22 protein-coding genes are annotated in these 26,164 nt (G+C 72.2%); 10 read left to right on the top strand and 12 right to left on the bottom strand.

Annotation, left to right across the window (positions count from 1 at the left end; translation table 11 throughout):
- Positions 1–20: 20 nt before the first annotated feature.
- From ACZ7EC_RS20705 to fabI, 5 genes are all read left to right on the top strand, one after another.
- Positions 21–170 carry a hypothetical protein gene (locus ACZ7EC_RS20705; RefSeq protein WP_471064481.1) on the top strand — a complete coding sequence of 50 codons (150 nt, stop codon included), beginning with the start codon at positions 21–23 and terminating at the stop codon, positions 168–170.
- Positions 171–467: 297 nt separating this feature from the next.
- Entirely contained in the window at positions 468–1,568 is a 1,101-nt protein-coding gene (locus ACZ7EC_RS20700) for a fatty acid desaturase family protein (RefSeq protein ID WP_471064479.1), read from the top strand.
- 143 nt (positions 1,569–1,711) lie between these two features.
- The gene (locus tag ACZ7EC_RS20695) at positions 1,712–3,106 is read left to right on the top strand and encodes an MFS transporter (protein ID WP_471064477.1); all 1,395 of its coding nucleotides are present in this window, start codon (positions 1,712–1,714) and stop codon (positions 3,104–3,106) included.
- 28 nt (positions 3,107–3,134) lie between these two features.
- Positions 3,135–3,461 (top strand): ferredoxin, encoded by a 327-nt coding sequence (gene fdxA / locus ACZ7EC_RS20690; RefSeq protein WP_471064475.1) that lies wholly within the window; start codon positions 3,135–3,137, stop codon positions 3,459–3,461.
- Positions 3,458–4,225, top strand: coding sequence for an enoyl-ACP reductase FabI (gene fabI, locus ACZ7EC_RS20685; RefSeq protein ID WP_471064473.1), 768 nt, complete (start codon positions 3,458–3,460; stop codon positions 4,223–4,225). Before fdxA ends, fabI begins: the two co-directional genes overlap by 4 nt.
- 76 nt (positions 4,226–4,301) lie before the next feature.
- On the opposite strand, the gene serS is transcribed toward fabI, so the two are convergent.
- The 12 genes from serS to ACZ7EC_RS20625 all read right to left on the bottom strand — a co-directional run bounded on the left by serS (position 4,302) and on the right by ACZ7EC_RS20625 (position 16,442).
- Positions 4,302–5,579 carry a serine--tRNA ligase gene (gene serS, locus ACZ7EC_RS20680; RefSeq protein WP_471064471.1) on the bottom strand — a complete coding sequence of 426 codons (1,278 nt, stop codon included), beginning with the start codon at positions 5,577–5,579 and terminating at the stop codon, positions 4,302–4,304.
- Positions 5,563–7,047, bottom strand: a complete 1,485-nt coding sequence (locus ACZ7EC_RS20675; RefSeq protein ID WP_471064469.1) for an APC family permease — start codon at positions 7,045–7,047, stop codon at positions 5,563–5,565. Before ACZ7EC_RS20675 ends, serS begins: the two co-directional genes overlap by 17 nt.
- A gap of 111 nt (positions 7,048–7,158) precedes the next feature.
- Entirely contained in the window at positions 7,159–8,379 is a 1,221-nt protein-coding gene (locus ACZ7EC_RS20670) for a beta-ketoacyl-[acyl-carrier-protein] synthase family protein (protein ID WP_471064467.1), read from the bottom strand.
- Entirely contained in the window at positions 8,379–8,609 is a 231-nt protein-coding gene (locus ACZ7EC_RS20665; protein WP_397983524.1) for a phosphopantetheine-binding protein, read from the bottom strand. Before ACZ7EC_RS20665 ends, ACZ7EC_RS20670 begins: the two co-directional genes overlap by 1 nt.
- A 35-nt stretch (positions 8,610–8,644) precedes the next feature.
- The gene (locus tag ACZ7EC_RS20660) at positions 8,645–9,652 is read right to left on the bottom strand and encodes a beta-ketoacyl-ACP synthase III (RefSeq protein ID WP_471064465.1); all 1,008 of its coding nucleotides are present in this window, start codon (positions 9,650–9,652) and stop codon (positions 8,645–8,647) included.
- A complete protein-coding gene (locus ACZ7EC_RS20655) occupies positions 9,649–10,629 on the bottom strand; it encodes a ferritin family protein (RefSeq protein WP_471064463.1) in 981 nt (326 codons plus the stop codon). Before ACZ7EC_RS20655 ends, ACZ7EC_RS20660 begins: the two co-directional genes overlap by 4 nt.
- A complete protein-coding gene (locus ACZ7EC_RS20650; protein WP_471064461.1) occupies positions 10,626–11,174 on the bottom strand; it encodes a flavin reductase family protein in 549 nt (182 codons plus the stop codon). The genes ACZ7EC_RS20655 and ACZ7EC_RS20650 overlap by 4 nt, the downstream gene beginning before the upstream one ends.
- On the bottom strand, positions 11,171–11,704 hold the full coding sequence (locus ACZ7EC_RS20645; protein WP_471064459.1) for a hypothetical protein: 534 nt from the start codon (positions 11,702–11,704) through the stop codon (positions 11,171–11,173). Before ACZ7EC_RS20645 ends, ACZ7EC_RS20650 begins: the two co-directional genes overlap by 4 nt.
- A gap of 21 nt (positions 11,705–11,725) precedes the next feature.
- Positions 11,726–12,208 carry a type II toxin-antitoxin system RatA family toxin gene (locus tag ACZ7EC_RS20640; protein WP_471064457.1) on the bottom strand — a complete coding sequence of 161 codons (483 nt, stop codon included), beginning with the start codon at positions 12,206–12,208 and terminating at the stop codon, positions 11,726–11,728.
- Positions 12,209–12,210: 2 nt separating this feature from the next.
- Positions 12,211–13,506: an aspartate aminotransferase family protein gene (locus tag ACZ7EC_RS20635; protein WP_471064455.1), complete on the bottom strand. Its 1,296-nt coding sequence runs from the start codon at positions 13,504–13,506 to the stop codon at positions 12,211–12,213.
- A gap of 134 nt (positions 13,507–13,640) precedes the next feature.
- Positions 13,641–14,783, bottom strand: a complete 1,143-nt coding sequence (locus ACZ7EC_RS20630) for an acyl-CoA dehydrogenase (protein WP_471064453.1) — start codon at positions 14,781–14,783, stop codon at positions 13,641–13,643.
- Between the two features lie 27 nt (positions 14,784–14,810).
- The gene (locus tag ACZ7EC_RS20625) at positions 14,811–16,442 is read right to left on the bottom strand and encodes an aldehyde dehydrogenase family protein (protein WP_397983516.1); all 1,632 of its coding nucleotides are present in this window, start codon (positions 16,440–16,442) and stop codon (positions 14,811–14,813) included.
- Between the two features lie 152 nt (positions 16,443–16,594).
- Here ACZ7EC_RS20625 and ACZ7EC_RS20620 point away from each other — a divergent pair, with 152 nt between their 5' ends.
- Genes ACZ7EC_RS20620 through ACZ7EC_RS20600 form a run of 5 tightly spaced genes read left to right on the top strand, consistent with a single transcriptional unit; the run spans position 16,595 to position 26,063 of the window.
- Complete coding sequence (locus ACZ7EC_RS20620; protein WP_471064450.1) at positions 16,595–16,894, top strand: acyl carrier protein; 300 nt, start codon at positions 16,595–16,597, stop codon at positions 16,892–16,894.
- Positions 16,895–16,905: 11 nt separating this feature from the next.
- Positions 16,906–22,593, top strand: a complete 5,688-nt coding sequence (locus ACZ7EC_RS20615; RefSeq protein ID WP_471064448.1) for a type I polyketide synthase — start codon at positions 16,906–16,908, stop codon at positions 22,591–22,593.
- Between the two features lie 34 nt (positions 22,594–22,627).
- On the top strand, positions 22,628–24,229 hold the full coding sequence (locus ACZ7EC_RS20610; RefSeq protein WP_471064446.1) for a fatty acid--CoA ligase: 1,602 nt from the start codon (positions 22,628–22,630) through the stop codon (positions 24,227–24,229).
- 38 nt (positions 24,230–24,267) lie between these two features.
- Positions 24,268–25,266 (top strand): LLM class flavin-dependent oxidoreductase, encoded by a 999-nt coding sequence (locus tag ACZ7EC_RS20605; RefSeq protein WP_471064444.1) that lies wholly within the window; start codon positions 24,268–24,270, stop codon positions 25,264–25,266.
- 29 nt (positions 25,267–25,295) lie between these two features.
- Positions 25,296–26,063: a thioesterase II family protein gene (locus ACZ7EC_RS20600; protein WP_471064800.1), complete on the top strand. Its 768-nt coding sequence runs from the start codon at positions 25,296–25,298 to the stop codon at positions 26,061–26,063.
- The last annotated feature ends 101 nt before the right edge of the window (positions 26,064–26,164 follow it).

Raw genomic sequence — 26,164 nt, 5'->3', positions numbered from 1 at the left:
GACAGACAGGAGAAGCTGAAATGAGCCAGTCCACCGAGGAGCTCTCGCACGCCGTCGTCGAGCAGCTGATGGCCGTCATCGGCGCCCCCGACGACACCGGGGTCGCCGAAACCGCCGACGCCGCGGTGCATGCCCTGGACGAGCGGCTGCGCGCCGAGGCGACCGCCTGAGTGGCCGCGCGGGCGGCCGCCCGGCGCCGGCCGGTGGGGCGAGGGTGGCCCGATCAGACCGGCATCAGTGCCACATCAGTGCCGCACGGAACGCTGGACGCACGTTCGCCCGGTGGTCCGGGTCCGGGAGCGCCGCACTGCGCTCCCGTCGCCCGGATCCGCCGGGCGGGCCACAGCCCGCGGCGGTGACGCCACGCGGGAGCTGAAGTCGACTCGCGGCGCCCGCAGGTCCGCAGGTCCGCGGGGCAGCGGCGCCGCCGCCCGGTATCGGGCACTTTCTCCCAAGGAGAGCAACGCATGCAGCGTCCGCACATACAGGAAGCCGTGGCCGCGGCCGCGCCGGGCGGCGAACGCACCGGCGCGTCGGCCACCTTCGCCGAACTGCTCAAACGGGTCAAGGCCGAGGGACTCCTCGATCTGGACCCGCGCTACTACGTGGGCAAGCTCGCCCTCAACACCGCCCTGCTGGCCGTCGGGTTCATCGCCTTCTTCGAACTGGGCGACACCTGGTGGCAGTTGCTCACCGCCGTGTGGATGGGCCTGTGCGGCGGCCAGTCGGCGTTCATGTGGCACGACGCCGGCCACAAGGCCATGTTCCGCAGCAAGAAGGCCGCGTCCGCCGTCGGGTACGTGCACGCCAACCTGGTCAACGGGGTCAGCTACGGCTGGTGGGTCAACCACCACAACCGGCACCACTCCAACCCCAACCACCTCGACATGGACCCGGACATCGGCCGGCGCACCGCCATCTTCGACATCAAGCAGTACCCGAGCCGCAAGGGCACACAGAAGTTCGTGGTGCGCTACCAGAGCGTGATGTTCTTCGTGCTGCTGGTGCTCGAGGGCTTCAAGATGCTGAAGACCGCGGTCAAGTCCATCACCGGTGGCAAGACCAAGCGGCCCGTGCTGGAGACCTCCCTCATCCTGCTGCGCGCCGCCGTCTACCTCACCTGCGTCTTCACCATCCTGTCCCCGGAGCTCGCGGTCGCCTTCATCGTCGTCCAGCACGCCGCCCTCGGCGTGTACTTCGGCATGATCTTCGCCCCGAACCACAAGGGCATGGAGGTCCGCGACGGCGAGGAGGAGACCCTGGACTGGCTGGAGCGGCAGGTGCTCACCTCCCGCAACATCCGCCCCAGCCTGCTCATCGACTTCCTCTACGGCGGCCTCAACTACCAGGTCGAGCACCATCTGTTCCCGGCCATGCCGCAGAAGAACCTGCCGCGCGCCCGCGAACTGACCATGCAGTACTGCGCCGAACGCGGTGTGCCGTACCACGAGGTCGGCTTCTGGCGCTCGTACCGCGAGGTCGCCTCCTTCCTGCACAAGGTCAGCGCGCCGGTGCGGCGCGGTGACGTCGAGGAGCAGATCCGCCGCCAGGCCATGGAAACGGCCTGACCCCCCGAATCCCCTTGTCCGTCCCTGACTTACCCCCACACCTGGCCCCCGGGCCGCACGCCCGGGTCCGCCGGGGACCCGGGCGGTTCCTTCCCAGAAGCACAGCGACAGCGTGCGACAGCAGTTTCCAAGGAGCCAGCCCCATGTCCCAGACCACCGCCGCGGCCGGCGGTCGCACCGCTCACGTCCCGATCGGCGCCCGCCTGGACCGCATGCCGATCACTCCCCTGCACCGAAGACTCACCGCGGTCATCGGTGTCGGTCTGTTCTTCGACACCTTCGAGAACAACCTCTCCGGCACCATCGGCAAGGTGCTCCAGAGCGACTTCGGCTTCGGCACGACCTCGCTCAAGCTCGTCCTGGCCTCCGCGTTCGTCGGCCAGTTCATCGGATCCCTGACGCTCGGCCGGATCGCGGACCGGTTCGGCCGGCGTCGGGCCTTCCTGGTCAACCTGGCGATCTACTCGGCCTGTTCCCTGCTCGGCGCCTTCACACCGAACGCCGCCTGGCTGATCGTCACCCGCTTCTTCGCCGGTCTCGGTATCGGCGCCGAACAGGCCCTCTCGGACTGCTACCTGGCGGACGTGCTGCCCGCCGGCAAGCGCGGGCGGTTCATCGCCTGGGCCTACACCCTCGCCTTCTGCGGGGTGCCCGCGGTCGGCTTCGCCGCCCTGTGGCTGGTGCCGCTGTCCCCGCTCGGGGTGGCGGGCTGGCGCTGGCTGTTCGTGCTCGGCGCCCTCGGCTCCGCCGTCGTCTGGGTGCTCCGCCGCCAGCTCATCGAGTCCCCGCGCTGGCTCGCCGCCACCGGCCGCACCGAGGAGGCCGACCGGCTCGTCGCCCGCCTGGAGGCCGAGGCGGCCGGGCAGGGGCTGCCGCCGGTCCCGCCCGCCCCGCGAGGGGACACCGCGAGCCCCGCGCCGGAGAGCGTGAGCGCCGCGCGAGGCACCCGGCTGCGCGACATCTTCCGGCCCGGTCTGCTGCGCCGCACCCTCGTGCTGTGGGTGTTCTGCATCCTGTCCACCGTCGGCTACTACGGCTTCGGCACTCTCGCCCCGCAGATCGTCGCCGCCAAGGGCTACGGCGTCGTCGCCGGCCTCGGCTTCACCGCGCTCTCCTTCCTCGGCTACCCGGTGGGCTCCGCGCTGGCCCTGCCGGTCGTGGACCGCATGGAGCGCCGTACCCTCGTCGCCGTCTCGGCCGCCGCGATGGTGGTCGCGGGCCTGGGCTTCGCCTACGCCTCCTCCGCCGAACTCATCGTGCTGTGCGGCTTCGCGTACACCCTGTTCAGCAACGTCTTCTCCAGCGTGTCGCACGTGTACCTCTCCGAGCAGTACCCGACCGAGATCCGGGCCACCGCCGCGGGCGCCGCGTACTCGCTGTCCAAACTCAGCGCGGGCGCACTGCCGTTCGCGCTGCTGCCGGTCCTCGACGCGCACGGCCCCGGCGCGCTGTTCGCCGTCATCGCCGCCGCCATGGCCGTCCTCGCCGTCACGGTGCTCACCCTCGGCGAGCGCACCACCGGTGTGTCCCTGAAGTGAACGACCCTTACTCAGCAAGGAGTTGAGCATGGCCTACGTCATAGGGCTGCCCTGCGTCGACATCAAGGACCGCTCCTGCATCGACGAATGCCCCGTGGACTGCATCTACGAGGGCCGCCGCGCCCTGTACATCCATCCGGAGGAATGCGTGGACTGCGGCGCCTGCGAGCCGGTGTGCCCGGTCGACGCCATCTACTTCGCGGACGACATGCCCGAGGAGTGGGGCGACGACCACGCCACCTCCAACGCCGACTTCTTCGCCGCCCTCGGCTCGCCCGGCGGCGGCAGCGCGCTCGGCCCCCAGGACCACGACTCCCCGCTGGTGGCGTCCCTGCCCGGAAAGGTGACGGCATGAGCGGCATCCTCGCGGGCAAGTGCGTCCTGGTGACCGGCGTGGTCACGGATGCCTCCATCGCCTTCCACGTGGCCAGGATCGCCCAGGAGGAGGGCGCCGAGGTCCTGCTCACCGGATTCGGGCGGCTCTCCCTCATCGAGCGGTTCGCGCAGCGGCTGCCGAAGCCCGCCCCCGTCATCGAGCTGGACGTCACCGACCAGGACCACCTGGACACGCTCGCCGAACGGCTCGGCACGCACACCGACGGACTCGACGGCGTGGTGCACTCCATCGCCTTCGGCCCGCAGGGCGCCTTCAACTTCCTGGACGGCACCTGGGACGACGTCTCGACCGCCGTGCACGTCTCGGCGTACTCCCTCAAGTCCCTGACCACCGCCTGCCTCCCGCTCCTCAAGCGGCGCGGCGGCTCGGTCGTCGGGCTCACCTTCGACGCGGCCGTGGCCTGGCCGCACTACGACTGGATGGGCGTCGCCAAGGCCGCCCTGGAGTCCACCAGCCGCTATCTCGCCCGCGATCTGGGCGAGTTCGGCATCCGCAGCAACCTGATCGCGGCCGGCCCGCTGCGCTCGATGGCCGCCAAGTCCATCCCCGGCTTCGGCGAACTGGCCGATGTGTGGACCACCGGACGGGCTCCGGCCGGCTGGGACCTGACCGACCCCGAGCCGGCCGCCCGCGGCGTCGTCGCCCTGCTGTCGGACTTCTTCCCGCGCACCACCGGCGAGATCGTCCACGTGGACGGCGGGGTGCACATGATGGGCGCCTGAGACGTCCCGCGCTCCTCCGGCGCGGACACGGGAAGGGGGCGGGTGCCGGACCGGCGCCCGCCCCCTTCCCGTGGTGTCACTCGGTCGTGCCGCCCGGCAGGATCCGCCGGAACCCGGTGTACGGCACCAGCGCGTCCGGCAGCAGCACCGAACCGTCGTCCTGCACGCCCTGTTCGAGCAGCGCGGCCACCGTCCGCCCGATCGGCAGCGCCGAGCCGTTCAGCGTGGCGGCCGGCGTCTTGCGGCCGTCGGCCCGCTTGACCCGGATGTCCGCGCGCCGCGCCTGGAAGGTGCCGCAGTCGGACACCGACGAGATCTCCCGGAAGGCGTCACCGCCCGGCAGCCACACCTCGATGTCGTACGTCATCCGCGCCGAGAAGCCCATGTCGCCCGCCGGCAGCAGCACCGTACGGAAGGACAGTTCGAGGCGGCGCAGGCACTCCTCCGCGTGCCCGACCATCAACTCCAGCTGCTCCTGCGCCTCTTCGGGCGCGCAGATGCGCACCAGCTCCACCTTCTCGAACTGGTGCAGCCGCAGCACACCGCGGGTGTCGCGACCGTACGCCCCGGCCTCCGCGCGGAAGCAGGGGGTGCGGGCGGTGAAGGCGTACGGCAGCGCCCGCGCGTCCAGCAGCTCCCCGGAGACCATATTGGTCAGCGGCACCTCGGCGGTCGGGATCAGGAACAGCTCCCGCTCCCCGACCTGCGTACGGAACAGGTCCTCCTCGAACTTGGGGAGTTGTCCGGTTCCGGTCATGGTGTCGCGGGAGACCAGGAAGGGCACCGACTGCTCGGTGTAGCCGTGCTCGCGGGTGTGCAGATCGAGGAAGAAGTCGGCGAGGGCGCGCTCCAGGCGGGCTCCGGCGCCGTGCGCCACGCTGAACCGGGCGCCGGACAGCTTGGCCGCGGTCGGCGGGTCGAGGATGCCCAGGGCCTCGCCGATCTCGGCGTGGTGCCGGGCACCCTTCGCCGGGCGCGGCGCCGGACCGCCCCGCCGCACCTCCACGGCCTCCTTCTCGGAGTCGCCGTCCGGGACGCTGTCCAGCGGCAGGTTGGGGATGCCGAGCAGCAGCTCGGTCAGCTCTCCCGCCGCCACCCGCGCCAGCGCCTCCGCCTGCTGCACCTCGGCCCGCAGCGCGCGGGCGGCTTCCTTCTCCGCCTCGCTGGGCGGGCCCGAACGGCGTGCCTTGGCCGTCCTGTTCAGCTCGGTGCGCAGCCGGGTCACCTCGGCGTTGGCGGCCGAACGGGCGCGCAGTGCACCGCCCACCGCGTCCAGGTCGAGCTCGTAGCGGCGGCGGGCCAGGCGGCGCCTGGCGTCCTCGCCGGCCTCGATCAGCTCATTGGGATCGTGCATGGCGGTCTCCTGACGGGGCGGGGGAGAGGTCGGGGGTGGCGGGGGCGGCGGTGTGCCGGGTGCCGAGCAGCCGGTAGCGCAGCGGGTGGGCCGTGCGCAGCCGGACCGCGTAGAGGAGGCCGCCGAGCGCGACCAGCGGCAGCAGCCAGGGCAGCGCGGCGATCACCTTCGAGGGGGAGCCGGTGAGCATGTCGAAGTTGCCGAGCACCAGCCACACGGAGGCGGCGAGCCCGGCGAAGCCCAGCAGCGGGGCGAGGGTCTCCTTCCACCAGTGCCCGTGCCCGGCGCGCAGCCGCAGCCCGAGCACGGAGAGCGCGGCCAGCGCCTGGAGTGTGACGATGCCGAGCGTGCCCAGCCCGAGCATGCTGGTGGTCAGGTCGGCGTACGGGTCCAGGCCCGCGACCGCGAACCCGGCCAGCACCAGCGCGGTCAGCACGCTCTGCCAGACGCTCGCCCGGTGCGGGGAGCCGTGCCGAGCGTGCTCGGCGGCCAGGGTGCGGGGGAGCAGCCCGTCCTGGGCGAGGACCTGGGCATAGCGGTTGGCGGCGCTGTGCAGGGCCAGCGTCGCCGCGAACAGGCTGGTGCAGAGCAGGACTTGGAGCATGGTGCTGCCCGCGGTGCCGAGGAAGTCGTCGCCGAGCCCGAAGAACAGGTCGCCCATCTGCTTGCCCGCGACCTCGCGCACATGGTCCGGGCCGATCGCGCCCACCGCGAGCCAGCTGGTCAGTGCGTAGAACCCGGCGATCAGCGCGGCGGCCGCGTACGTCGCGCGGGGCACGCTGCGCTCCGGGTCGCGGGCCTCCTTGCCGTACAGCGCCGCCGACTCGAACCCGATGAAGGACACGAACGCGAACATCAGCGAGACACCGACGCCGGGGCCGGCGGCGGTGTGCGGGGAGAACGAGGCGGCGGGCAGCGCGTGCAGCCCGTGCCGGACGAGGATCGCCACGTCCAGGGCCGCGAGCACGCCGATCTCGCCCAGCATCAGCAGCGCCAGCACGCGGGCGCTCAGCGCGATCTCCCGGTAGCCGAGCACCGCCGTCAGCACCAGCCCGACCGCCGCGCACCACTCCCAGGAGACCGTCAGCCCGTGCGCGGCCAGCACGAGCCGGGTGAAGTATCCGAGCGCACCGGCCAGCCCGATGGTCGCGCAGTTGTACGACAGCAGGGCCAGATATCCGGCCGCGACGGCCGGGGGCCGGCCGAGCCCGTCGGCGACGGAGGCGTAGAACCCGCCGGACCCCCCGGTACGCCGGGCGCTGACCGCGTACCCGGCCGAGAAGCACAGCAGGGTCACCCCGGCGAACAGGAAGGCCGCCGGCACCCCGGCGCCGTCCCCGAACGCGAACGCGAGCGGGACCGTACCGACCATCGCGGACAGCGGTGCCGCGGCGGCGACGATGAGAAACAGAATGTGCGCCGTACCGAGCCGCCCCGACACGGGCGGCGAACCACTGGTGGTGGACATGGGGGCTCCAGATATGGGGAGAGGGGTGGGGACTGTGGGGGGGTGACGTAAGGCCGACAGCCGCCCGCGGAGCGTTCTCGGCGGACGGCTGTTGCGACGCGGGGCGGCTGCTCAGGCGGGCGCTATCGCCAGAGCGGTGTTCTGCCCCCCGAATCCAAGGGAGTTGCTCAGCGCCAGATCGATCGGCATCTCGGTCAGGGTCTGCGCCAGCTTGATCTCCATCCGGGAGTCCGGCATCACCAAGTTGGCGGTGGGCGGGATGATCTCGTGTTCCACGCTGAGTACGGTGAACGCGGCCTCGACCGCCCCCGCCGCCCCCAGCAGATGCCCGGTGACCCCCTTCGTGGACGTCACCACCGGATCGCCGCGCAGCGTCCGCTGGATCATCCGTGCCTCGGACAGGTCGTTGAGCGGCGTCGACGTACCGTGCGCGTTGACGTGCTCGACGTCGTCGGGGTCGGCTCCCGCGTCGGCGAGCGCCGCGCGGACCGCCGCCTCGATGCCGGCGCCCTCGGGATGCGGCGACGTCATGTGGTGGGCGTCGGCCGTGGCGCCGTACCCGATGATCCGCCCGTGGATGTGCGCGCCACGGGCCCGCGCGTCGGCGACGCGCTCCATCACCAGGATCCCGGCCCCCTCGCCGGCCACGAACCCGTCGCGGTCGGCGTCGAAGGGACGGGACGCGGACGCCGGGTCGTCGTGCCGCCTGGAGAGCGCGCCCATCTGGGCGAACCCGGCCATGACCAGCGGGGTGATCATGGCTTCGCTGCCGCCGGCCAGCACGATGTCGCAGCGGCCGAGCGCCAGCAGGTCCCGCGCGGTGCCGATGGCCGTCGCGCCGGACGCGCACGCGGTGGCCACCACCAGGTTGGGTCCGGTCGCCCCGAACTCGATGGCCGTCTGACCGGCCAGCATGTTCGGCAGCTGCATCGGCAGCAGCAGCGGCGACACCCGGTCGGCACCCTGTTCGCGCAGCACATGATGCTGTTCCTCGACCGTGCCCGGACCGCCGTCGGCGCAGCCGAGGACCACGCCCACGCGGGCGCCGTCCCAGGTCTGCGGGTCCAGGCCCGCGTCGGCCACCGCCTCGTGCGCGGCGACCAGCGCGAACTGGACGAACCGGTCCAGACGGTGGGCCCGGCGCGCGCTGAGCAGGCGCTCGGGGTCGAAGTCGGGCACCCGGCAGGAGATCTTCACGGGATTGTCGGCCAGCACCGGATCGAGGGCCGCGGCCGGCCTGCCGTCGCAGACCGCCGCCCAGCTCGGTCCGACCCCGATCCCGCCGGGGGTGATCAGACCGAGCCCGGTGACGGCGATGTCCATCGCGGCCATCAGACCTTCGCGCTCCGCTCCTCCATCAGCCGGACCATGTCGGCCACGGTGTCGGCTTCGAGCAGGTCGTCGTCGCTGATGTCCAGGTCCAGCTCGGACTTCAGCAGCAGCGACAGCTCCACGACGGCCAGCGAGTCCAGCTCGATGTCCTCCCGCGTGGCCTCGGGGGTGATGGCCTCGGGCGACACCTTGAGCTTGTTGGACAGGATTTCCTTGAGCTGCTCCAGCATGTCGGTTCCTTTCGAAGGTCTTTCCTGACGATCGGTCAGATGGTCTGGAGCTCGGGCCAGACGACGGTGGCCGCGCCCCAGGACAGCCCGCCGCCGAACGCGGTGAGCAGCACCCGGTCCCCCGCCGTGAGCCGGCCGTCGGCGGTGGCCTCCGCGAGCAGCAGCGGGATCGAGGCGGCCCCGGTGTTGCCGACCCGCGCGATATTGCTGAGCTGCCGCTCCGGGGGGATGCCGAGCCGGTCCGAGACCGCGTCCAGGATCCGGGCGTTGGCCTGGTGCGCCCCGAACCGGTCGACGTCGTCCAGACGCCAGCCGGCCCGCTCGACGGCCTCGGTGGACGCGCTGGTCATACGCTCCACCGCGTGCCGGTACGTGTCCCGGCCGAGCATCCGGAAATAGTGGTCCTCCGGGGCGGCCGGGCGGCCCGAGGAGCGCTGCTTGGAGCCGCCCGCCGGGACCTCGATCAGATGGCTCAGCTCGCCGTCGCTGCCGAGCACCAGCGGCCCGAGCGCACCGGGCTCGTCCGGCGAGCCGGCCCGCAGCACCACCGCGCCCGCGCCGTCCGCGAAGATCACGGCGGTGGTGCGGTCCTCCGGGTTGATGATCGTGGTGAAGGCGTCGGCGGCGATCAGCAGCACGCTGTCGGCGATCCCCGCGGCGATCAGCCCGGCGGCGGACGCGAGGCCGTACAGGAACCCGGAGCAGACGGCCGCCACGTCGAAGGCGGGCACCTGGCCGAGCCCGAGCCGCGCGGCCACCTGGGGGGCGGTCGCGGGGCACGGCTGGTCCGGGGTGGTGGTGGCGAGCACCACCGCGCCGACCTGCTCGTCGCCCGCCGACTTCAGGGCCCGCAGACCCGCCTCCACCGCGAGGTCCCCGGTGGAGGTGCCGGGGGAGATGTAGAACCGCTCGGCGATGCCGGTACGGGTGCGGATCCATTCGTCGGAGGTGTCGAGGCGCTGCGAGAGGTCCTCGTTGGTGACGATGTTGGGCGGGACGTACGAGCCGATCCCGGTGATGACCGCCGCCCGCCCGGTACTCATGCGCCGGCCCCCGAGGCGAGGACCTCGACCGGCAGGCCCATGTACTCCATACGGACCTCGGCCATCTCGTCGGTCCACTGCTCGGCCATGTCGTAGCGCTGGTCGGGCGTGGTGTCGAGCAGGCGGACGCCCGGCCAGACCTCGTAGTCGCCGATCAGGTCGGCGTGCTTGAACATGCCGTCCTGGAACAGCTCCTCGCGGTGGATGACGAACTCCCGGTCCGGCAGCTCGTCCCACAGCTTGACGCCCGAGCGCAGGATCTCCAGCAGCCGGGGGGTGTACTCGGGGTGCGCGACGAGGTGGTCGCGCAGGATGGTGCTGGCCACGGTGAGGTGGCGGATCTCGTCGATGGCGGTGCCGCGGGAGATCTCGCCGGTCGCCGGGGACAGCGGGGTCCACTTGCGCTCGCTCAGCTCGGCCGCGGGGGCGAGGACACCCTCGATGATGATGGCGAAGACGCCGACGCCGCCGGCGAAGTCGGCCTTGTCGCGGACGATGTCCAGGGTGAAGTCCACCACCGGGTTCAGCACCCGCTTGCGGTAGTCCCGGGACATCTCCTCGATCTCCCGCAGCAGGGCGCTCTGCGGGATGCCGAGGTCCACCAGGTGCTGGCGGAAGACGCGGGCGTGCCGGGCCTCGTCGATCAGCTGGGTGGCGTAGAACTCCATCTCGGGGATGCCGGGCGCGATGGTCACGTAGTGGCCGAGCAGCCGGGTGGCCAGTTCCTCGGAGAGGGCCCGGAAGCCGAACTCCAGGATCAGCGCCTCGCGCAGCGGGCCGGGGGCCTTCAGGAAGTCGGGGGTGAGGGCGTCCACGTGGTGGCCGGTGGCACCCCGGTCGCGCAGGGTGCCCTGGGCGACGGAGGTGAACCAGTAGGCGAGGTCGCACTCCTCGGGGCCGAGGGTGAGTTCCTTCGCGCCGTCCAGCAGGCCGGGAGCCTTCTCCCAGTCGGCCTCGGGGGCAACGGGTGTGGTCATGATGCGGCGGTCTCCTTCGCCGGACGCAGGGAACCGGCGAACAGCCCGCCGGTGTAACTGAGCAGCGGCAGGCCCTCGTCCGCGGTGGCCCGGACGACATGGCCGAGCAACAGCTCGCTGTCGCCCGCGGGGTGCGCGGAGTGGAACCGGCAGACGTAGTGGGCGAGGGCGCCCGCGATCAGCGGGGCCTGGGCGTAGCGGTCGGCGGTCCAGGCGAGGCCGGTGAAGGCCGCGCTGCCGTCGGGCCGCGAGCTGTCGGCGAACCGCCGTGCCACGTCGGCCTGTTCGCCGCCGAGCACATTGATCGCGAACCGGCCCTCGGCGGCGGCGAGGCGGGCGAAGGACGAGCCCGCCCGCAGCACCACCCCGACCAGCAGGGGCGCGCGCGAGACCAGGGTGACGGTACTCGCGGTGGTGCCGTGCATCCGTTCCTCGGGGCCCGTGGTGAGCACGGACACCGGGGAGGCCAGGTGGTACAGGGCCCGCCGCCGCTCGGCGGGGTCCTGGCGCACCGGCCGGCGCACCGGGGTCGCGGCGGTGGTCATCGTACGGCCTCCGTCTCGCGGACGACGGTGCGTGCCGGGACGTGCCCGACGGGCACCGGGTCCATCGCGTGCCCGACCGGCTTGGGGTGCGGCAGGCCCAGGTCGTCCAGGAGGCGGAGGTAGCCCTCCTGGCGCACCGGCTCGAAGGGCAGCGCGAAGGACTTCATGAAGTTGCCGAACAGGCCCCGGTCGCCGAAGAGATGGAACGGCAGCACCAGCAGCGCCCACTCCGGCTTGACCAGCAGGCACCACAGCGCGGCGACCGCGCCCTGGGTGATGAGGCTGTGCATGACGTTGTAGAGGACGTAGTACGCCTTGTGGATCGGCCGGCCGCCGCTCTTGCGGAAGGCGATGGCGCCGGGGATGTAGCCGATCAGGTCGATGTACAGGAACAGCCCGAGCGCCGGCAGCCAGCGGATGTCACCGAAGTGGTAGATGATCATCCCGGTGGTGACGGCGAGGCCCACCAGGTACTCGGCGCGGTGCAGCGAGTACGTGCGTGGCGTCTCGAAGGGGTTCGCCTGGTCCATGGTCAGCTCCTTCGGCCGGTACTACGCGCCGACCGTGGCGGGCGTGTTCAGCTCGATGCCGCCCTGGATGCGCACGGCCGGGTACAGACCGGTCAGGGCCCAGGCGACGGTCTCCTTGATGACCCGCTCGGCGATCGGGTCGAGGATGCCCTCCAGGCTCGGGATGCCGAAGTCGAAGTCGGCGTCGAAGCGGACGGCGACGTCCGCGCCGTTCTGCTTGACCGACCAGATCCCGGTGAAGGAGTCGAAGTCGCCGTCGGACTGCTCGAAGCGGATCTCGCCCGCCTCCGGCAGCACCGTGTCGTCCTCGGTCCAGCGCAGCAGTCCGCTGCGGAAGTGCAGCTCCCAGCTGGAGGAGGGCTTCGGCTCGGGGTACGCGGAGTGCACGGTGGTCGCGTTGACGTGCGGCGCGAGGTCGGGGTACTTCTCCCAGCGCCGTACGGCGTGCAGCACCTCCTCGGCCTGCTCCGCGGGTATCAGGGCTTCCAGTTCGACGTGCCGCACGATCAGTTACCGCCTTCCGGCATAGTGGCCGCGCCCTTGATGAGGTCTCGGGTGGCCAGGTCGAAGGAGTTGACGAGGTAGTCGAGGTCGGTGTCGTTCAGCACGGCGGGCGGGGTGAACCGGACCACCGAGCTGCCGTTCATGGAGTGGTTGGCGACGACGCCGTGGTTGAACAGCTCGATCAGCAGCTCGCCGGCGAGGCCCGCCTCGACCAGCTCCACGCCGATGAGCAGCCCCTGGCCGCGCACGTCCACCACCAGCTCGGGGATGTTGCGGTGGGCGACCTCCGCGATCCGCGGCAGCAGCCGGGCACCGAGGTCCATGGACCGGGTGACCAGGCGCTCCTCCTTGACGGCGCGGACCGCGCCCATCACCGCGGCCATCAGCACCGGCTGCCCGGAGAAGGTGGCGGTGTGGACGTAGGGGTCCTTGTCGAAGGGGCGGAACGCCTTGCGGGTGGCGATGGCCGCGGACACCGGCATCACCCCGCCGCCGAGCGCCTTGCCGGCCAGCAGCACGTCCGGTACGACGCCTTCGAGGTCGGCGCCCCACCACTCGCCGAGCCGCCCGAACCCGGACTGCACCTCGTCGAGGATGAGGAAGCCCTCGTACTCGCGGACCAGTTCCTCGACCCGCTTGAGGTAGCCCTTGGGCGGGATGATCACGCCGCCCTCGCCCTGGACCGGCTCCAGGATCACGCAGACCTCGCCCGGATGGGCCTTCAGCTCCGCCTCCAGGGCGTCGGCGTCGCCGAACGGCAGGTGCAGGAAGTCGGGGATCAGCGGCCGGAACGGCGCCTGGTACACGTCCTTGGCGGTGGCCGACAGGGCGCCCAGCGTCTTGCCGTGGTAGCCGCCGCGCATCGACACGGTCCGCTTGAAGCCGCCCGCGCGGGCCAGCTTCAGACCGGTCTCCACCGCCTCGGCGCCGGACAGCGCGAAGTGCACCCGGTCGAGCCCGGTGGGCAGCACCGACACCAGCGCCTCGGCGGCACGGGCGACCGTCGGCTCCAGCAGGATGCGGGTCGCGGTGGGGTGGGTGCGCAGCTGGCGCTCCACCTCCTCCATGACGATCGGGTGCCGGGCGCCCATGATGAACACGCCGTAGCCGCCGGCGTTCAGGAAGCGCTCACCGTCACTGGTGGTGAGCCAGGCGCCCTCGGACGCCACCTCCATATGACTGCCGAACAACTCGGCGAGCGTGGCCCGCCCCTTGCTCAGATGGGCCCGGTAGAGGTTGAGGATCTCGGCCTCGTCGTCGACGACGGGCGCGTGGGGGGAATCGTGCAAGACGGTCACGTGTCACTCACTCCAAGAGAGGGGACTTTTCAACGCCGTTGATGGGAGCGCCCCTTCAGGGGCGTGGTGCTGTGTCCGATGTGCGGCTCCGCCGCGTGGGCGCGCTCAGCCGCAGCGGACCCGCAGCCGACCGACTACGCGAGAACCAACGGCCCTCCGTCGAAGTACGTCAGCAACGGCTCCGACGCGGCGATCCGGGACGGCGGATGGAAGGCCAGCGCCCTCGTCGCGGCCGCGGCCTGCGCGAACGCCGAGTTCGTGATGAAGTCCATCCCGCCGAGCAGTTCCAGCGCCCGTGCCACGATCCCCGGCAGCGCGTTCTGCACCGCGTACCGGGCCACGAGCACCCGCGCCACCGACTCCTCGTCGCCCGGCTCGCGGCCGGTGCCCCGCGCCACGCCCTCCAGGAGGGCCAGCGCCGCCTCCATGTCGACGGCGAGCGCGGCCCGCGCGTCCGCGCTGCCCCGCTTGCGGCTGAGCACCTGCTCGACCAGTGCCGCCGCCGCGCCCGCGTACCCCGCGGAGATCAGCATCTCGAACCAGACGAACCCGGCGGACTGGAGGTCGTCCAGCCGTGTGGGGTCGTCCGCGCCGGCCCGCACCACCATCTCGCCGGGCACGAACACGTCCTCCAGGCGCACCTCGTCGCTCTCGGCGCCGGCCAGCAGGTCGTTGCCCCAGAACCGGTGCACCGTGAGGCCCGGCGCGTCGGCCGGGACCAGGGCGAGCGCCAGCTCGGGCTCGCCGCCGTCCTCGCCGTGGATCGCGGTGGACGCGGTCAGCAGGCTCATCGAGCGGGACAGGCTGCACGGCTTCTTGGAGCCGGAGAGCAGGAAGCCGCCCTCCACCGGGCGCGCGGTCACGGCCGGCTTGAGGATGTTCTGCGCGGTACGGCCCTCCGACCAGCCGGAGGCCAGCACCTGCTGGTCGGGCACGATCTGGTGCAGCAACCGGGTCTGCGCGTCGGTGAGCCGGCCCGACTTGACGGCCAGCGAGTACAGCATGGCCGCGGTGAAGTGGTGCATGGAGACGGCCGCGACCAGCGAGGGCGAGAGCGCGCCGAGGGCCAGCTGCACCCGCAGCGCCTCCAGCGGGGCCGCGCCGTGGCCGCCGTAGCTCTCGGGGATCAGCAGGCCCACACCGCCGTGGATGCGGAACAGGTCGATCACCGGGCTGCCGGCCTTCTCCCGTTCCTGGTACGGGAGTTGCTCCAGTTCCTTGAGCAGTCCCGGATGGAACCGCTCGCACACGGTCCGGGCGACATCGAGGGAACGCACGGGAAAACCTCCGGGTACGGGGTGGGTTCAGGCGCCGAAGACCGCGTCGTACGGGCTCACGTCGCGGGCGATGCTGACTCCCTGGACGTGGGACGTCTTGAGCATCGGGTAGTTGGCCTCGCCGAACGCGCCGCCGGTGCGGCCGGTGCCGCCGTGGCTGGGCAGGTAGGGCAGGAAGCCGATGTGGGAGTCGTTGACCTTCAGCAGGCCGCCGTTGACGGTGCGCCGCACGAACGTCTCGACCACGTGGTCGGAGCGGGACCACAGGGAGTTGCGCAGCCCGTAGTCGTTGCTGTTGACGAACTGAAGGAACGATTCGAGCAGGGCGTCGTCATGGTCGCGCTCGGCCACCACGATCGGGATCAGCGGGAAGAACGTCTCCTCGCGGACCACGTCGTACGTCCGTGCCCGGTCCAGGCCGTCCACCCGCACCACCGTCGGCTGGAGGAACACCCCGGTCTCCGAGACCGTGCCGTCCACCTCCGTGCGGTTGCCGCCGGTGACCAGCTCGGCACCGTTGTCCAGCGCCTGGCGCAGCAGCCGGAAGAACCGCTCGCTGCGCCGCACCGGCGACAGCAGCACGTCCTCCTCCTCGGGCAGGCCCGGCTTGATGCCCTTGACCTGCTCCTTGACCTCGGCGATCAGCGCCTCGGCGACATCCGGATGGGCCAGCACGTAGTTGGGCACCATGCAGATCTGCCCGGAGCCGTAGAACGCCTCCGTGATCGCCTCGGCCGCCCACTTCACGTCGGCGTCCTTCCACACCACGATGCCGTCGTTGCCGGCGAGTTCGAGGATCGGCTTCTTGCCGTGGGCCACGCACTGCTGCTCGAAGCGCAGGCCCTCCTGGCTGCCGCCGATGTAGAAGATGTCGTTGATCAGCGGGTCCGCGATCCAGCGGTCCATGGTCTGCTTCGGGTTGGAGCAGACCGCGTTGAGCACTCCGGGCGGGGCGTCGAACTCCTCCAGCAGCGGAGCGACGATGTCGCGCAGCAGCCACATGGTGGACAGCGCGATACTGCGCGGGGCCCGTACGACCACCGCGTTGCCGGCCATCAGCGCCAGCACGCACAGCGCGGCGCTCGGCAGCGGGGCGTTCTGCGGCGGGTTGAAGGCGACCACTCCGTCGGGCTGGCGGTGCAGGATCAGCCGGCGGCCGTTGTATTCCTTCTCCACCCGCATCTGCTTGTCGTACCAGCGCAGGGAGCCCGGCGCGTAGATCTGGAGCAGGCAGCTCAGCTCCCAGCGAGCGAGCTTGACCGGGTGGGACTCGGCGACCAGCATCCGCAGGAACTCGTCCTCGTGCTTGATCAGTTCCTCGCGGAACCGGGTGCCGAGCCGCATCCGCCGCTCCAGCGGTACGGCCGCCCAGTCGGCGGCGGCAGCGGCGGCCGCCTGGGTGGCCAGGTCGATGGAGGCGTCGTCGGCGATGGCGCAACGCCCCACCACATACGGGTGCTTGGCCGCCTCGGACTCCGGGTCCTGTTCGAGGGAGCGCTTCAGGCTCACGCTGGTGAACACGTCTTCCAGCAGCGAACGCCCGCTGACGGTGTACACCCAGCCGTCGCCGGCGACGTCCTTGCCCGCGATGTAGAGGTCGTAACTCTTCAATCCGGAAGGTGCCTCAGCACTCTCCTCCTGCGCGGCTTCGCGAAGCATCTTCAGCCTTTCGGATATGGCGTGTGGATTTCTTGAAGCAAGGCGAGCGTGACAGCGGAATCTGATCCGGCGCTGACACCCGACTGATCCAGCCAACCGGCCCTGCCCACGCCGTCAGTGGGGCGTCAGCCGCCGCTGCTTGCATGAGCCGCATGTCACCCGTCGACAGCACCATCCAGCGGTTGCGCGAGCTGCCGCGCAGTGAACTGACCGAGGAAATCGAGACAATCGTCCTGCGGAAATTCAAGGCCGTTCTTCTCATGGACGATTCCGAGGACCTTCCCGTCGACATCTCCTACTTCGACCTCGGGCTCACCTCGCTGCGCCTGACCGAGATACGCCAGAGCCTGGAACAGCTCCTGGATCTGTCGATCAACGTCAACGTGCTTTTCAACGAGCCGACCATCACCCACCTCGTCGACCACCTGACCCAGGCCGTCCAGGAAGCTTGAGGAGTCGTTCCATGCCGCGTACGGAATCAGCGCAGGCGCCCGAGCCGGTAGCGATCGTCGGAATCGGTCTGCGGTTCCCCGGCGGCAGCGGCTCGCCCGACGAGTTCGAGGACTTTCTGCGCGAGGGCCGCAGCGGGATCCGCCCCATTCCCACCGACCGCTGGGACGTCGAGGCGTTCACCCCCGAGGGCCCCGACGACAAGGGCAAGATCCGCGCGTCGGCCGGCGGTTTCCTCGACCGCATCGACCTGTTCGACGCGGGCTTCTTCAACATCTCGCCGAAGGAAGCCCGGTACATGGACCCCCAGCAGCGGCTGCTGCTGGAGACCGCCTGGCAGGCGCTGGAGCACGCCGGCATCGACCCCGCGCCGCTGCGCCGCGGCAACGGCGGCGTCTACATCGGCGCCAGCTCCATCGACTACGCGCTGGAGCTGGACTCGCTGCCCTACGAGGAGCTGGACGGCCACCTCGCCTCCGGCATCACCATGTTCCCGCTCTCCGGGCGGCTCTCCTACTTCCTGGGCTGGCGCGGCCCGAGCATGAGCGTGGACACCGCCTGCTCCTCCTCGCTGGTCGCCCTGCACCTGGCCGTGCAGGCGCTGCGCGGCGGCGAGACGGACATCGCGCTGTGCGGCGGCGTCAACGCCCTGCACCACCCGCGCATCCCGGTGATGTTCTCCAACGCGCAGATGCTGTCCCCGGACGGCCAGTGCAAGACCTTCGACGAGGCCGCCGACGGATACGCGCGCGCCGAAGGCTGCGGCATCGTCGTCCTCAAGCGGCTCTCCGACGCCGAACGCGACGGCGACCGGGTGCTCGCCCTGGTGCGCGGCACCGCCGTCGGCCAGGACGGCGACAGCGCCGGCCTGACCGTGCCCAACGGACCCGCGCAGGAGAAGGTCATCCGCGGCGCGCTGGCCGCGGCCCACCTCACGCCCGAGGACATCAGCTACGTCGAGGCGCACGGCACCGGCACCCCGCTCGGCGACCCCATCGAGTTCGGCGCCATCGGCGACGTGTTCGTGGACTCGCACACCAAGGACCAGCCCGTGGTGGTCGGTTCGGTGAAGACGAACCTCGGCCACATGGAGCCGGCCTCCGGCATCGTCGGCGTCATCAAGACGGTGCTCCAGCTCCGCTCGGGCACCATCTACCCGCACATCAACCTGAACAACCCCTCCGGCCGCATCCCCTGGGACCTGTACCCGCTGCGGGTGCCCACCGCGTGCGAGCCCTGGAAGGCCGAGGTCAAGCGCGCCGTCGTCAACAGCTTCGGCTTCGCCGGGACGATCGGTGCCGTGGTCCTGGAGGAGGCGCCGCAGCGCCCCGCCGAGCAGACCGAACAGGGCGGCGCCGCCCCGCTGTTCACCCTCTCCGCGAAGAACGCGGGCGCCCTGCGCGAACTCGCCGCTCAGTACCGGGCGTTGCTGGAGGAGAAGCCCGAGACGTCCATCGCCGCGCTCTGCCACAGCGCCAACACCACCCGCGCCCACCACCCGTACCGGATCGCCGCCCCCGTCGCCGACCGCGCCGCCCTCGTCAAGCTCCTCGACAAGGCCGCCGAGCAGGAGCACGAGGGCCCGACCGGCATCCGTAAGACCGCGTTCATGTTCACCGGCCAGGGCTCCCAGTACGCCGGCATGGGCGCCGCCCTGTACTCGGCACTGCCCGTCTTCCGCGCCCAAGTCGACGCCTGCGACGAGCTGTTCGCCGCCCACCTCGGCCGCTCGGTGCGCGAGCTGCTGCTCGGCACCGCCGCCGACCCCGAGGCCATCGACCGCACCGAGTACACCCAGCCCGCCCTGTTCACGCTGGAGTACGCGCTCGCCCAGCAGTGGATGGCCTGGGGTGCGAAGCCCAACGTGCTCATCGGACACAGCATCGGCGAGGTCGTCGCCGCCGCCGTGGCCGGCCTGTTCAGCCTCCCCGACGCCGTCAAGCTGGTCGCCGCCCGCGCCCGGCTGATGCAGGCCGTCACCGCCGAGGGCGGCATGGCCGCCGTCTCCGCGCCGCTGGAGGACGTCGCCCCGCTCCTGGAGGGCCACGAGGACCTGGCCGTCGCCGGGGTGAACGCCCCCGACCAGACGGTGATCTCGGGCGGCGTCGCGGCCCTGGACGAGGTGAGCGCCATCCTCGCCGGGCGGGGCGTGCGCGTCGAGCGCCTCAAGGTCTCGCACGCCTTCCACTCCCCGCTGATGGCCGAGGTCTACGACGACTTCCGCGCCGCCCTCGACGGCATCGAGTTCCACGAGCCGAAGATCAGCCTCATCTCCAACGTCACCGGACGCCTCGCCCGCTTCCGCGAGATCGGCAACGTCGGCTACTGGGTGCGGCACATCGGCGAGCCCGTGCGCTTCCTCGACGGCATCCGCGCCGTCGCCAAGCGCGGCCGGCACGCCCTGATCGAGGTCGGCCCGCAGGCCGGGCTCACCGCGCTCGCCCGCCGCTCGGTCACCGTCGAGGACCACGTCTGGCTGGCCAGCCTGCGCCGCCGCGACACCACCACGGCGACGACGCTCACCGCCCTCGCGGAGTACTACGCGGCCGGGCTCTCCGTCGCCTGGGACGGCTACCACGCCGGCCACCCCGCCCCCCAGCGGGTGGACCTGCCGACGTACGCCTTCCAGCGCAAGCGCTACTGGCTGCCCTCCGTCACCCCTCGCCGCTCCGCCGCCGGCGGCACGGCCCGCCACCCGCTGCTCGGCACCGAGGAGCGATTCGCCAGCGGAGTGCGGGAGTTCACCGCCGAGTTCACCGCCGAGGAGCTGGGCGCGCTCGCCGACCTCGCCGCCGACGACCGCACCGTGCTGCCCGCCGGCGCCTACGTCGACCTGCTGTTCGCGGTGCAGGACGCGGTGCAGGGCCACGCCCGCCACGCCGTCCGCGACCTCAGGCTGCTCGCCCCCCTCGAACTGCCCGCCGAGACCGTCACCGCGCTCACCACCCGCTGGCGGCCGCGCCCCGGCGGCGGCGCCGAGGTCGAGGTGTACACCCTGGTCGGCGGCGAGGAGAACCTGCACGCCACCGCCACGGTCGCCGCCGACCCCGAACCCCTCGTGCCCGTCTCCGAGCTGGCCGAGCTGGACGCGGGGCTCGCCCCGGCCGTCCAGCACATCGACGACGAGGACATCTACACCGACCTCGCCTCCGTCGGCCGCCCGCAGGGCCCCCGCATGCGACTGCTGGTCAAGGCCGCCCGGCACGGCGACGGCCTGGTCACCGGCGAACTCACCGGCCGCGACGCCAGTGCCGTCGAGCACGTCCCGGCCGAGCTGCTGGAGGCCGCCGTGCAGGCGCTGGTCGTCCTCGACCCCGAGGGTCCGGTGTTCGTGCCCCGCGAGATCGCCTCCGTACGCCACTTCCGCAAGCCGCGCGGCGAGCAGCTGCGGGTCCTCGCGCGGGTCCGCGGCGAACAGGACCGGCGCCTCGCCGACGTGCTGCTCCTGGAGAACGGCGACCCGGTCGCCGAACTCCTCGGGGTGCGCATGGCCCGCCCCGAGGGCCGCGCCGGCCGCCGCCAGTTCCTGCACCGCCCCGAATGGGTGCGCCGCGCCCTGCCCGCCCGCGGCGGCGCCCCCGCCGCCCGGCACGTCGTCCTCCTCGACCCGTCCGCCGCGCGCGCCGCCGAACTGGCCGGCGAACCCGGTCTCAAGGTCACCTGGCTGCCCGACCTCACCGACCTCAAGGCCGCCCTGGAGGACCCCACCGTCACCGACATCTGCCGGCTGTGGCGCCGGCGCCCCGGCCAGATGTCCGCCGAGCGGCTGCGTGCCGAGTGCGAGGACAACTACCGCGAACTCCTCACCCTCATCGGCGCTTTGGAGAGCGCGCAGCGGCCGCCGAGGCTGTGGCTGGTCACCGAGGGCGCCCAGTGGCTGCCCGGCGACCCGGCCGGTGACGGCGGCCACCTGGGAGCCGCGACCCTGTGGGGCTTCGGCCGGGTGCTGCTCACCGAGTACGCCCAGTACCGGGCCACCCTGGTCGACCTCGCTCCCGGCAGCGGCCTCGCCCCGCTCGCCGAGGAGTGGCGGGCCGAACCGGCGGGCGAGTACCAGGTCGCCCACCGGCCGGGCCGCCGCTATGTGCGCCGGCTGCTCGCCGGTGACGCCAGCCTCACCTGGTCCGGCGGCTTCGAGCTGCGCGCCCCCGACTCCGGCGACCTGTCCGACCTGGTGCTCGTGCCGGTCACCGACCGGGCCCCGGCGGCGGACGAGGTCCAGGTCCGGGTGGGCGCCGTCGGCCTGACCGCGGAGGACGCCCGCACCGCCCTGGACACCGGGCGTGCCGAACGCGCCGAGGAGAACGGCGAGCCGGAACCCGCGCCGCTGCTCGGCCAGCTGGCCCGAGGCAGCGTGCTCGCCGCCGGTGCCGGCACCGGGTTCGCGCCGGGCGACGAGGTCCTCGTACGGCACGACGGGACCTTCCGCGCCACGCTCACCGTGCCCGCGGTCGCCGTCGTACCGGCCGGCCGCGACGAGGACCCGGCCCCGCACTTCCGCCTCGACGAGACCGGCGAGGCCCTGCGCACCGCCCTGTCCGACCCGGCGGGAGCGGCCTGGGTGACCCTGCCCGCGGACCTCGGGGAACGGCCCGAGCCGGCCGCCGAGGGGCCCGCCGGACTCCGCCCCGACCGCACCTACCTGGTCACCGGCGGCCTCGGCGGCCTCGGTCTGGTCACCGCCCGCAAACTGGCCGCGCTCGGCGCCCGCCACCTCACCCTGGTCAGCCGCAGCGGCAAGGCCACCGAGGAGGCCGCACCGGTCCTCGCCGACCTCGCGGCCGACGCCGAGATCGACGTCGTACGCGCCGACATCTCCCGGCCGGGGGACATCGAGCGGCTGGTCCGGCACCTCCAGGCGGGCTCCCGCCCGCTCGGCGGGATCGTGCACGCCGCCGGTTCCTACGACAAGAAGCTGATCTCCGAGCTGACCTGGGAGTCCATCGACGCCCAGCTCGCCGCGAAGGCGTACGGCGGCTGGCTGCTGCACGAGGCCGCCGAAAGCTCCTTCCCCGAGCTGGAGTTCTTCGTCACCTACTCCTCCATCGCCTCCGTCCTCGGCGGCGCCACCCAGGGGCACTACGCCGCCGCCAGCGCCGGGCTCGACGCGCTCGCCGAATGGCGCGGCCGGCGCGGAGTGCCGGGCCTGTCGGTCAACTGGGGCGCCTGGGCACGGGTCGGCATGTCCGCCCGCCTGGAGGAGCACCTCAGCCAGGAGATCGAACGCAGCGGCGTCCGCTTCTTCTCCCCGACCCGCGCCCTGGACACCCTGGCCCGGCTCTGGGGCCGGCCCCGCACCCAGCGGATCGTCGGCGAGTTCGACTGGGACCGCTACGTCTCCGGCAGCGTCAACGGCGACCTCTTCTACGACCGGCTCGCCCGCCGGGGCCGCGAGGAAGGCACCGGTCTCGACCTGACCGCCCTCACCGCACTCCCCGACGCCGAACGGCTCACCGCCGTCACCGGCGTGGTGAGCGAGAAGGTCGGCGCCGTCCTGCACCTGGAGGAGGGCGATGAGCTGGACCTGAACAGCGAGTTCGTGTCGCTGGGCCTGGATTCCCTGATGGCCCAGCAGGTCAAGGCCGCACTGGAGCAGTCGTTCCGGCTGCCCCTGCCGGCCTCCCTCACCCACGACCATCCCACGGTCCGCGCGCTCGCCCGGTTCATCGACGGGCAGCTCGTCCCGGCGCCGGCGGCGTGACGGTCGGACAGTTCGACAGAGACGGCACACCACCATGAGCGACATACCGAGGGAGCGCTGGACGCTCCACCACTCCGCCCGCGCCCACGCCGGCACCCGCCCCGACCACCCGGCGATCGTCTGCGAGGGGCACGTCACCACCTACGACAAGCTGCACCGCGACAGCAACCGCGCCGCCCACGCCCTCGCCACCAGCGGGGTCAGGCGCGGCGACCGGGTCGCCTACCTCGGCCGCGAGTCCGCCACCTACTACCTCGTGATGATCGCCTGCGCCAAGGCGGGCGCCGTCCTGGTGCCGGTCAACTGGCGGCTCACCCCGAACGAGGTCGACCACATCCTGCGCGACTCCGGCGCCACGCTGATCTTCGTGGACGACGAGTTCTGGGACACCGTGGCCGCCGTACGGCCCCAACTGCGCGGACTGCGCCGGGTGATCCGGGTCGACGGCACCGACGCCGACGGCGAACCCGCCCGCGGCGCCGGGCTGCTCGCCTGGGCCGCCGACCAGCCCGAGACCGACCCGGCGCCCGGCACCGGACCCGACGACGCCGTCATCCAGATCTACACCAGCGGCACCACCGGGCTGCCCAAGGGCGCGATCCTCGCCCACCGCAGCTTCTTCACCCTGCCGCATGCCAGCCGCGCGCAGGGCGTGGACTGGATCGACTGGCTGCCCGAGGACGTCGCCCTGATCTCCCTGCCGGGCTTCGGCGTCGCCGGGATCGGCTGGTTCCTGCACACCTTCAACGCCGGCGGCACCAATGTGATCATGCCGCAGTTCGACCCCCAGGAGGCCGTCCGCCTCATCCGCGAGCACGGCGTCACCACCACCTTCGCCGCACCCGCGATGCTCCAGGCGATGGCCGCCGAACGCGGTGCCGGACCCGAGGCGTTCACCTCCCTGCGCAAGATCGCCTACGGCGCGGCCCCCATGTCCGAGACGCTGCTCAAGCAGTGCCTGGAGACCTACCGCTGCGAGTTCGCGCAGATCTACGCCAGCACCGAGACCGGCAGCGTCGCGGTCTGCCTGCCGCCCGGCGAGCACCACACCGGCAGCACCCGGCTGGCCTCGGTGGGCCTGCCCTGCCCCGGCAACGAGATCAAGGTGGTCGGCCCCGGCGGCGAGAGCCTGCCGCCCGGCGAGATCGGCCAGGTCTGTGTGCGCACCCCCGCCCGGATGCTCGGCTACTGGAACCTGCCCGAGGCCACCGCCAGCACCCTGGTGGGGGAGTGGCTGCACATGGGCGACGCGGGCTTCCTCGACGAGGACGGCTACCTCCACCTGTGCGACCGCATCAACGACACGATCATCGTCGCCGGGCAGAACATCTACCCGGCCGAGGTCGAGAAGGCCCTCGCCGCGCACCCGGCGGTCGAGGACGCGGCCGTGGTGGGGCTGCCCGACGACCGCTGGGGCGAGAGCGTGCACGCGGTGGTCGTCCTGCGCCCCGGCGCCGGGGCGACCCCCCGCGAACTCCTGCTCTCGCTGCGCGGCCGGATCGCCGACTACAAGATCCCCGGCACCTACCACTTCGCCGACTCCCTGCCCCGCAACCCCTCGGGCAAGATCCTGCGCCGCGCGGTGCGCGAGCGGCTGACGGCGGAGACCAGGACCGCTGCCGGGAGTGCCGTATGACCACGTTCCCCGACCTCCCCGCGGAGAGTGACACGTTCATGAGTACCGAACCGCTGCGGATCGGCATCCTCCTGCCCACCCGCGAGCAGGCCATCAACGGCACCTACGCCGCCGCTCCGCTGCTGGACTTCGCCCGGAACGCGGAAGCCCTCGGCTTCGACTCCCTGTGGGCCGGCGACTCCCTCACCGCCCGGCCCCGCCTCGACCCCCTGGTCGTCCTGTCGGCCGCCGCCGCCGCGACGCGCCGCATCACCGTCGGCACCGCCGCCCTCACCCCCGCCCTGCGCCACCCGCTCATCGGCGCCAACATGATCGCGAGCCTCAGCCACGTGGCCGCCGACCGGCTGATCCTGGGCCTGGGTTCGGGCTTCCCGATGGCCGAGACCGAGGCCGAGTTCGAGTCCGTCGGCGCCTCCTTCCAGGGCCGCGTCGGCCGCCTGGACGAGATCGCCGCGCTCTGGCGGGCCGCCTGGCGCTCCGGCGAGGACGGCGAACCCACCGAGTTCGAGGGCAGGTTCTGGCAGGCCGAGAACCTGGACCGGCTGCCCTCGCCCGCCGTGCCCGGCGGCCCGCCGCTATGGCTGGCCGGCAGCGACACCCCCAAGGTGCTCGCCCGCGCCGCCACCCGCTACGACGGCTGGCTCCCCTTCCTCCCGGACGTCGACGCCTACGGCCGCGCCGCCGCCCGCCTCGGCGAACTCGCCGCCGAGGCCGGGCGCACGGTGGTCCCCGGCCTGTACGCCACGGTCACCGTGAACAGCGACGAGGCCGCCGCCGAGGCCGAGTTGGAGCACTACATCAGCCACTACTACGGCCGCTCCCTGGAGCAGATGCGCACCATCCAGGCGTACGCCTGGGGCAGCGCCGAGAAGTGCGCGCAGTGGCTGGCCGGATACGTCCGGGCCGGCGCCCGGCACCTGGTGATCCGCATCGGATCCCTCGACCCGGAGCCCCAGTTGAAGGAGATCGCCGAGGTGCTGCTGCCCGCGGTACGCGCCCTCGGCCCCGCACCCACCGTAGGGAGTACGCAGTCGTGACCACTGCCATCGGCACCGCCGGCAGCCAGATGTCCAGCGCGGGACACTGGTTCCACCCCGTGGAGCCCTCGCCCGACGCCTCCATCCGGCTGTTCCTGCTGCCCCACGCGGGCAGCGGCGCCATCATCTACCGCGACTGGGAACGCCTGCTGCCGCCGGACATCTCCCCGCAGGCCGTCACCCTCCCCGGCCGGCACAACCGCCGCGAGGAGGAGACGTACGAGAACTTCTGGCCGCTGCTCGAAGCCCTGCACGAGGCGGTCCTCGACGACCTGGACGACCGTCCGTTCGCCTTCTTCGGGCACTGCCTCGGGGCGCAGCTCGCCTTCCGGCTCGCCATCCGCATGGAGGAGGAGGGCGGCCCGGCCCCCGCGATGATCGGCATGTCCGGCTGGTCGCCGGTCGGCTTCTTCAAGCCGACCGAGGAGCAGAGCCGGATGCCGGAGCCCGAACTCATCGAGTGGATCAAGAAGTTGGGCTCCTTCCCGGCCGAGGTCTACGACAACCCCGAGATGCTCGCCCTGGTCGTGCCCGCCCTGCGCTCCGACCTCAGGGTCGCCGGGGACTACGACGACGACGGTGCCGGCGTCAGCTGCCCGCTCGCCTCCTACGGCGGTCGCAGCGACCCGCTCCAGGAGACCCCGGACGCCATGACCCACTGGGCCGCGCGCACCCCGACGTACCTGGGACACAACGAGTACGAGGGCGGCCACTTCTACATCGACACGCACGCGCAGGCCGTCACCGCCCACTTCGCACACCGGCTCCAGCGGACCGTTGCCACCGCCGTGAGCTGACCGGGGAAAGGGCGCGCGTCAGCGCCGTGTCAGCGGGGTGCGAGAAGGTGACAGACGGCCCGCCGACACGGCGCTCGTCGGTCTCTCCCCGACGTACCGCC

The sequence above is a fragment of the Streptomyces sp. NPDC037203 genome, assembly GCF_055605065.1.
This window is presented reverse-complemented; position numbering and strand designations above follow the sequence as displayed.

Bases quoted from the DNA above. Each gene is read 5' to 3' on its own strand.
- ACZ7EC_RS20705 (WP_471064481.1), top strand. From the start codon at position 21: ATGAGCCAGTCCACCGAGGAGCTCTCGCACGCCGTCGTCGAGCAGCTG.
- ACZ7EC_RS20700 (WP_471064479.1), top strand. From the start codon at position 468: ATGCAGCGTCCGCACATACAGGAAGCCGTGGCCGCGGCCGCGCCGGGC.
- ACZ7EC_RS20695 (WP_471064477.1), top strand. From the start codon at position 1,712: ATGTCCCAGACCACCGCCGCGGCCGGCGGTCGCACCGCTCACGTCCCG.
- fdxA (WP_471064475.1), top strand. From the start codon at position 3,135: ATGGCCTACGTCATAGGGCTGCCCTGCGTCGACATCAAGGACCGCTCC.
- fabI (WP_471064473.1), top strand. From the start codon at position 3,458: ATGAGCGGCATCCTCGCGGGCAAGTGCGTCCTGGTGACCGGCGTGGTC.
- serS (WP_471064471.1), bottom strand. From the start codon at position 5,579: ATGCACGATCCCAATGAGCTGATCGAGGCCGGCGAGGACGCCAGGCGC.
- ACZ7EC_RS20675 (WP_471064469.1), bottom strand. From the start codon at position 7,047: ATGTCCACCACCAGTGGTTCGCCGCCCGTGTCGGGGCGGCTCGGTACG.
- ACZ7EC_RS20670 (WP_471064467.1), bottom strand. From the start codon at position 8,379: ATGGCCGCGATGGACATCGCCGTCACCGGGCTCGGTCTGATCACCCCC.
- ACZ7EC_RS20665 (WP_397983524.1), bottom strand. From the start codon at position 8,609: ATGCTGGAGCAGCTCAAGGAAATCCTGTCCAACAAGCTCAAGGTGTCG.
- ACZ7EC_RS20660 (WP_471064465.1), bottom strand. From the start codon at position 9,652: ATGAGTACCGGGCGGGCGGCGGTCATCACCGGGATCGGCTCGTACGTC.
- ACZ7EC_RS20655 (WP_471064463.1), bottom strand. From the start codon at position 10,629: ATGACCACACCCGTTGCCCCCGAGGCCGACTGGGAGAAGGCTCCCGGC.
- ACZ7EC_RS20650 (WP_471064461.1), bottom strand. From the start codon at position 11,174: ATGACCACCGCCGCGACCCCGGTGCGCCGGCCGGTGCGCCAGGACCCC.
- ACZ7EC_RS20645 (WP_471064459.1), bottom strand. From the start codon at position 11,704: ATGGACCAGGCGAACCCCTTCGAGACGCCACGCACGTACTCGCTGCAC.
- ACZ7EC_RS20625 (WP_397983516.1), bottom strand. From the start codon at position 16,442: ATGCTTCGCGAAGCCGCGCAGGAGGAGAGTGCTGAGGCACCTTCCGGA.
- ACZ7EC_RS20620 (WP_471064450.1), top strand. From the start codon at position 16,595: ATGTCACCCGTCGACAGCACCATCCAGCGGTTGCGCGAGCTGCCGCGC.
- ACZ7EC_RS20615 (WP_471064448.1), top strand. From the start codon at position 16,906: ATGCCGCGTACGGAATCAGCGCAGGCGCCCGAGCCGGTAGCGATCGTC.
- ACZ7EC_RS20610 (WP_471064446.1), top strand. From the start codon at position 22,628: ATGAGCGACATACCGAGGGAGCGCTGGACGCTCCACCACTCCGCCCGC.
- ACZ7EC_RS20605 (WP_471064444.1), top strand. From the start codon at position 24,268: ATGAGTACCGAACCGCTGCGGATCGGCATCCTCCTGCCCACCCGCGAG.
- ACZ7EC_RS20600 (WP_471064800.1), top strand. From the start codon at position 25,296: ATGTCCAGCGCGGGACACTGGTTCCACCCCGTGGAGCCCTCGCCCGAC.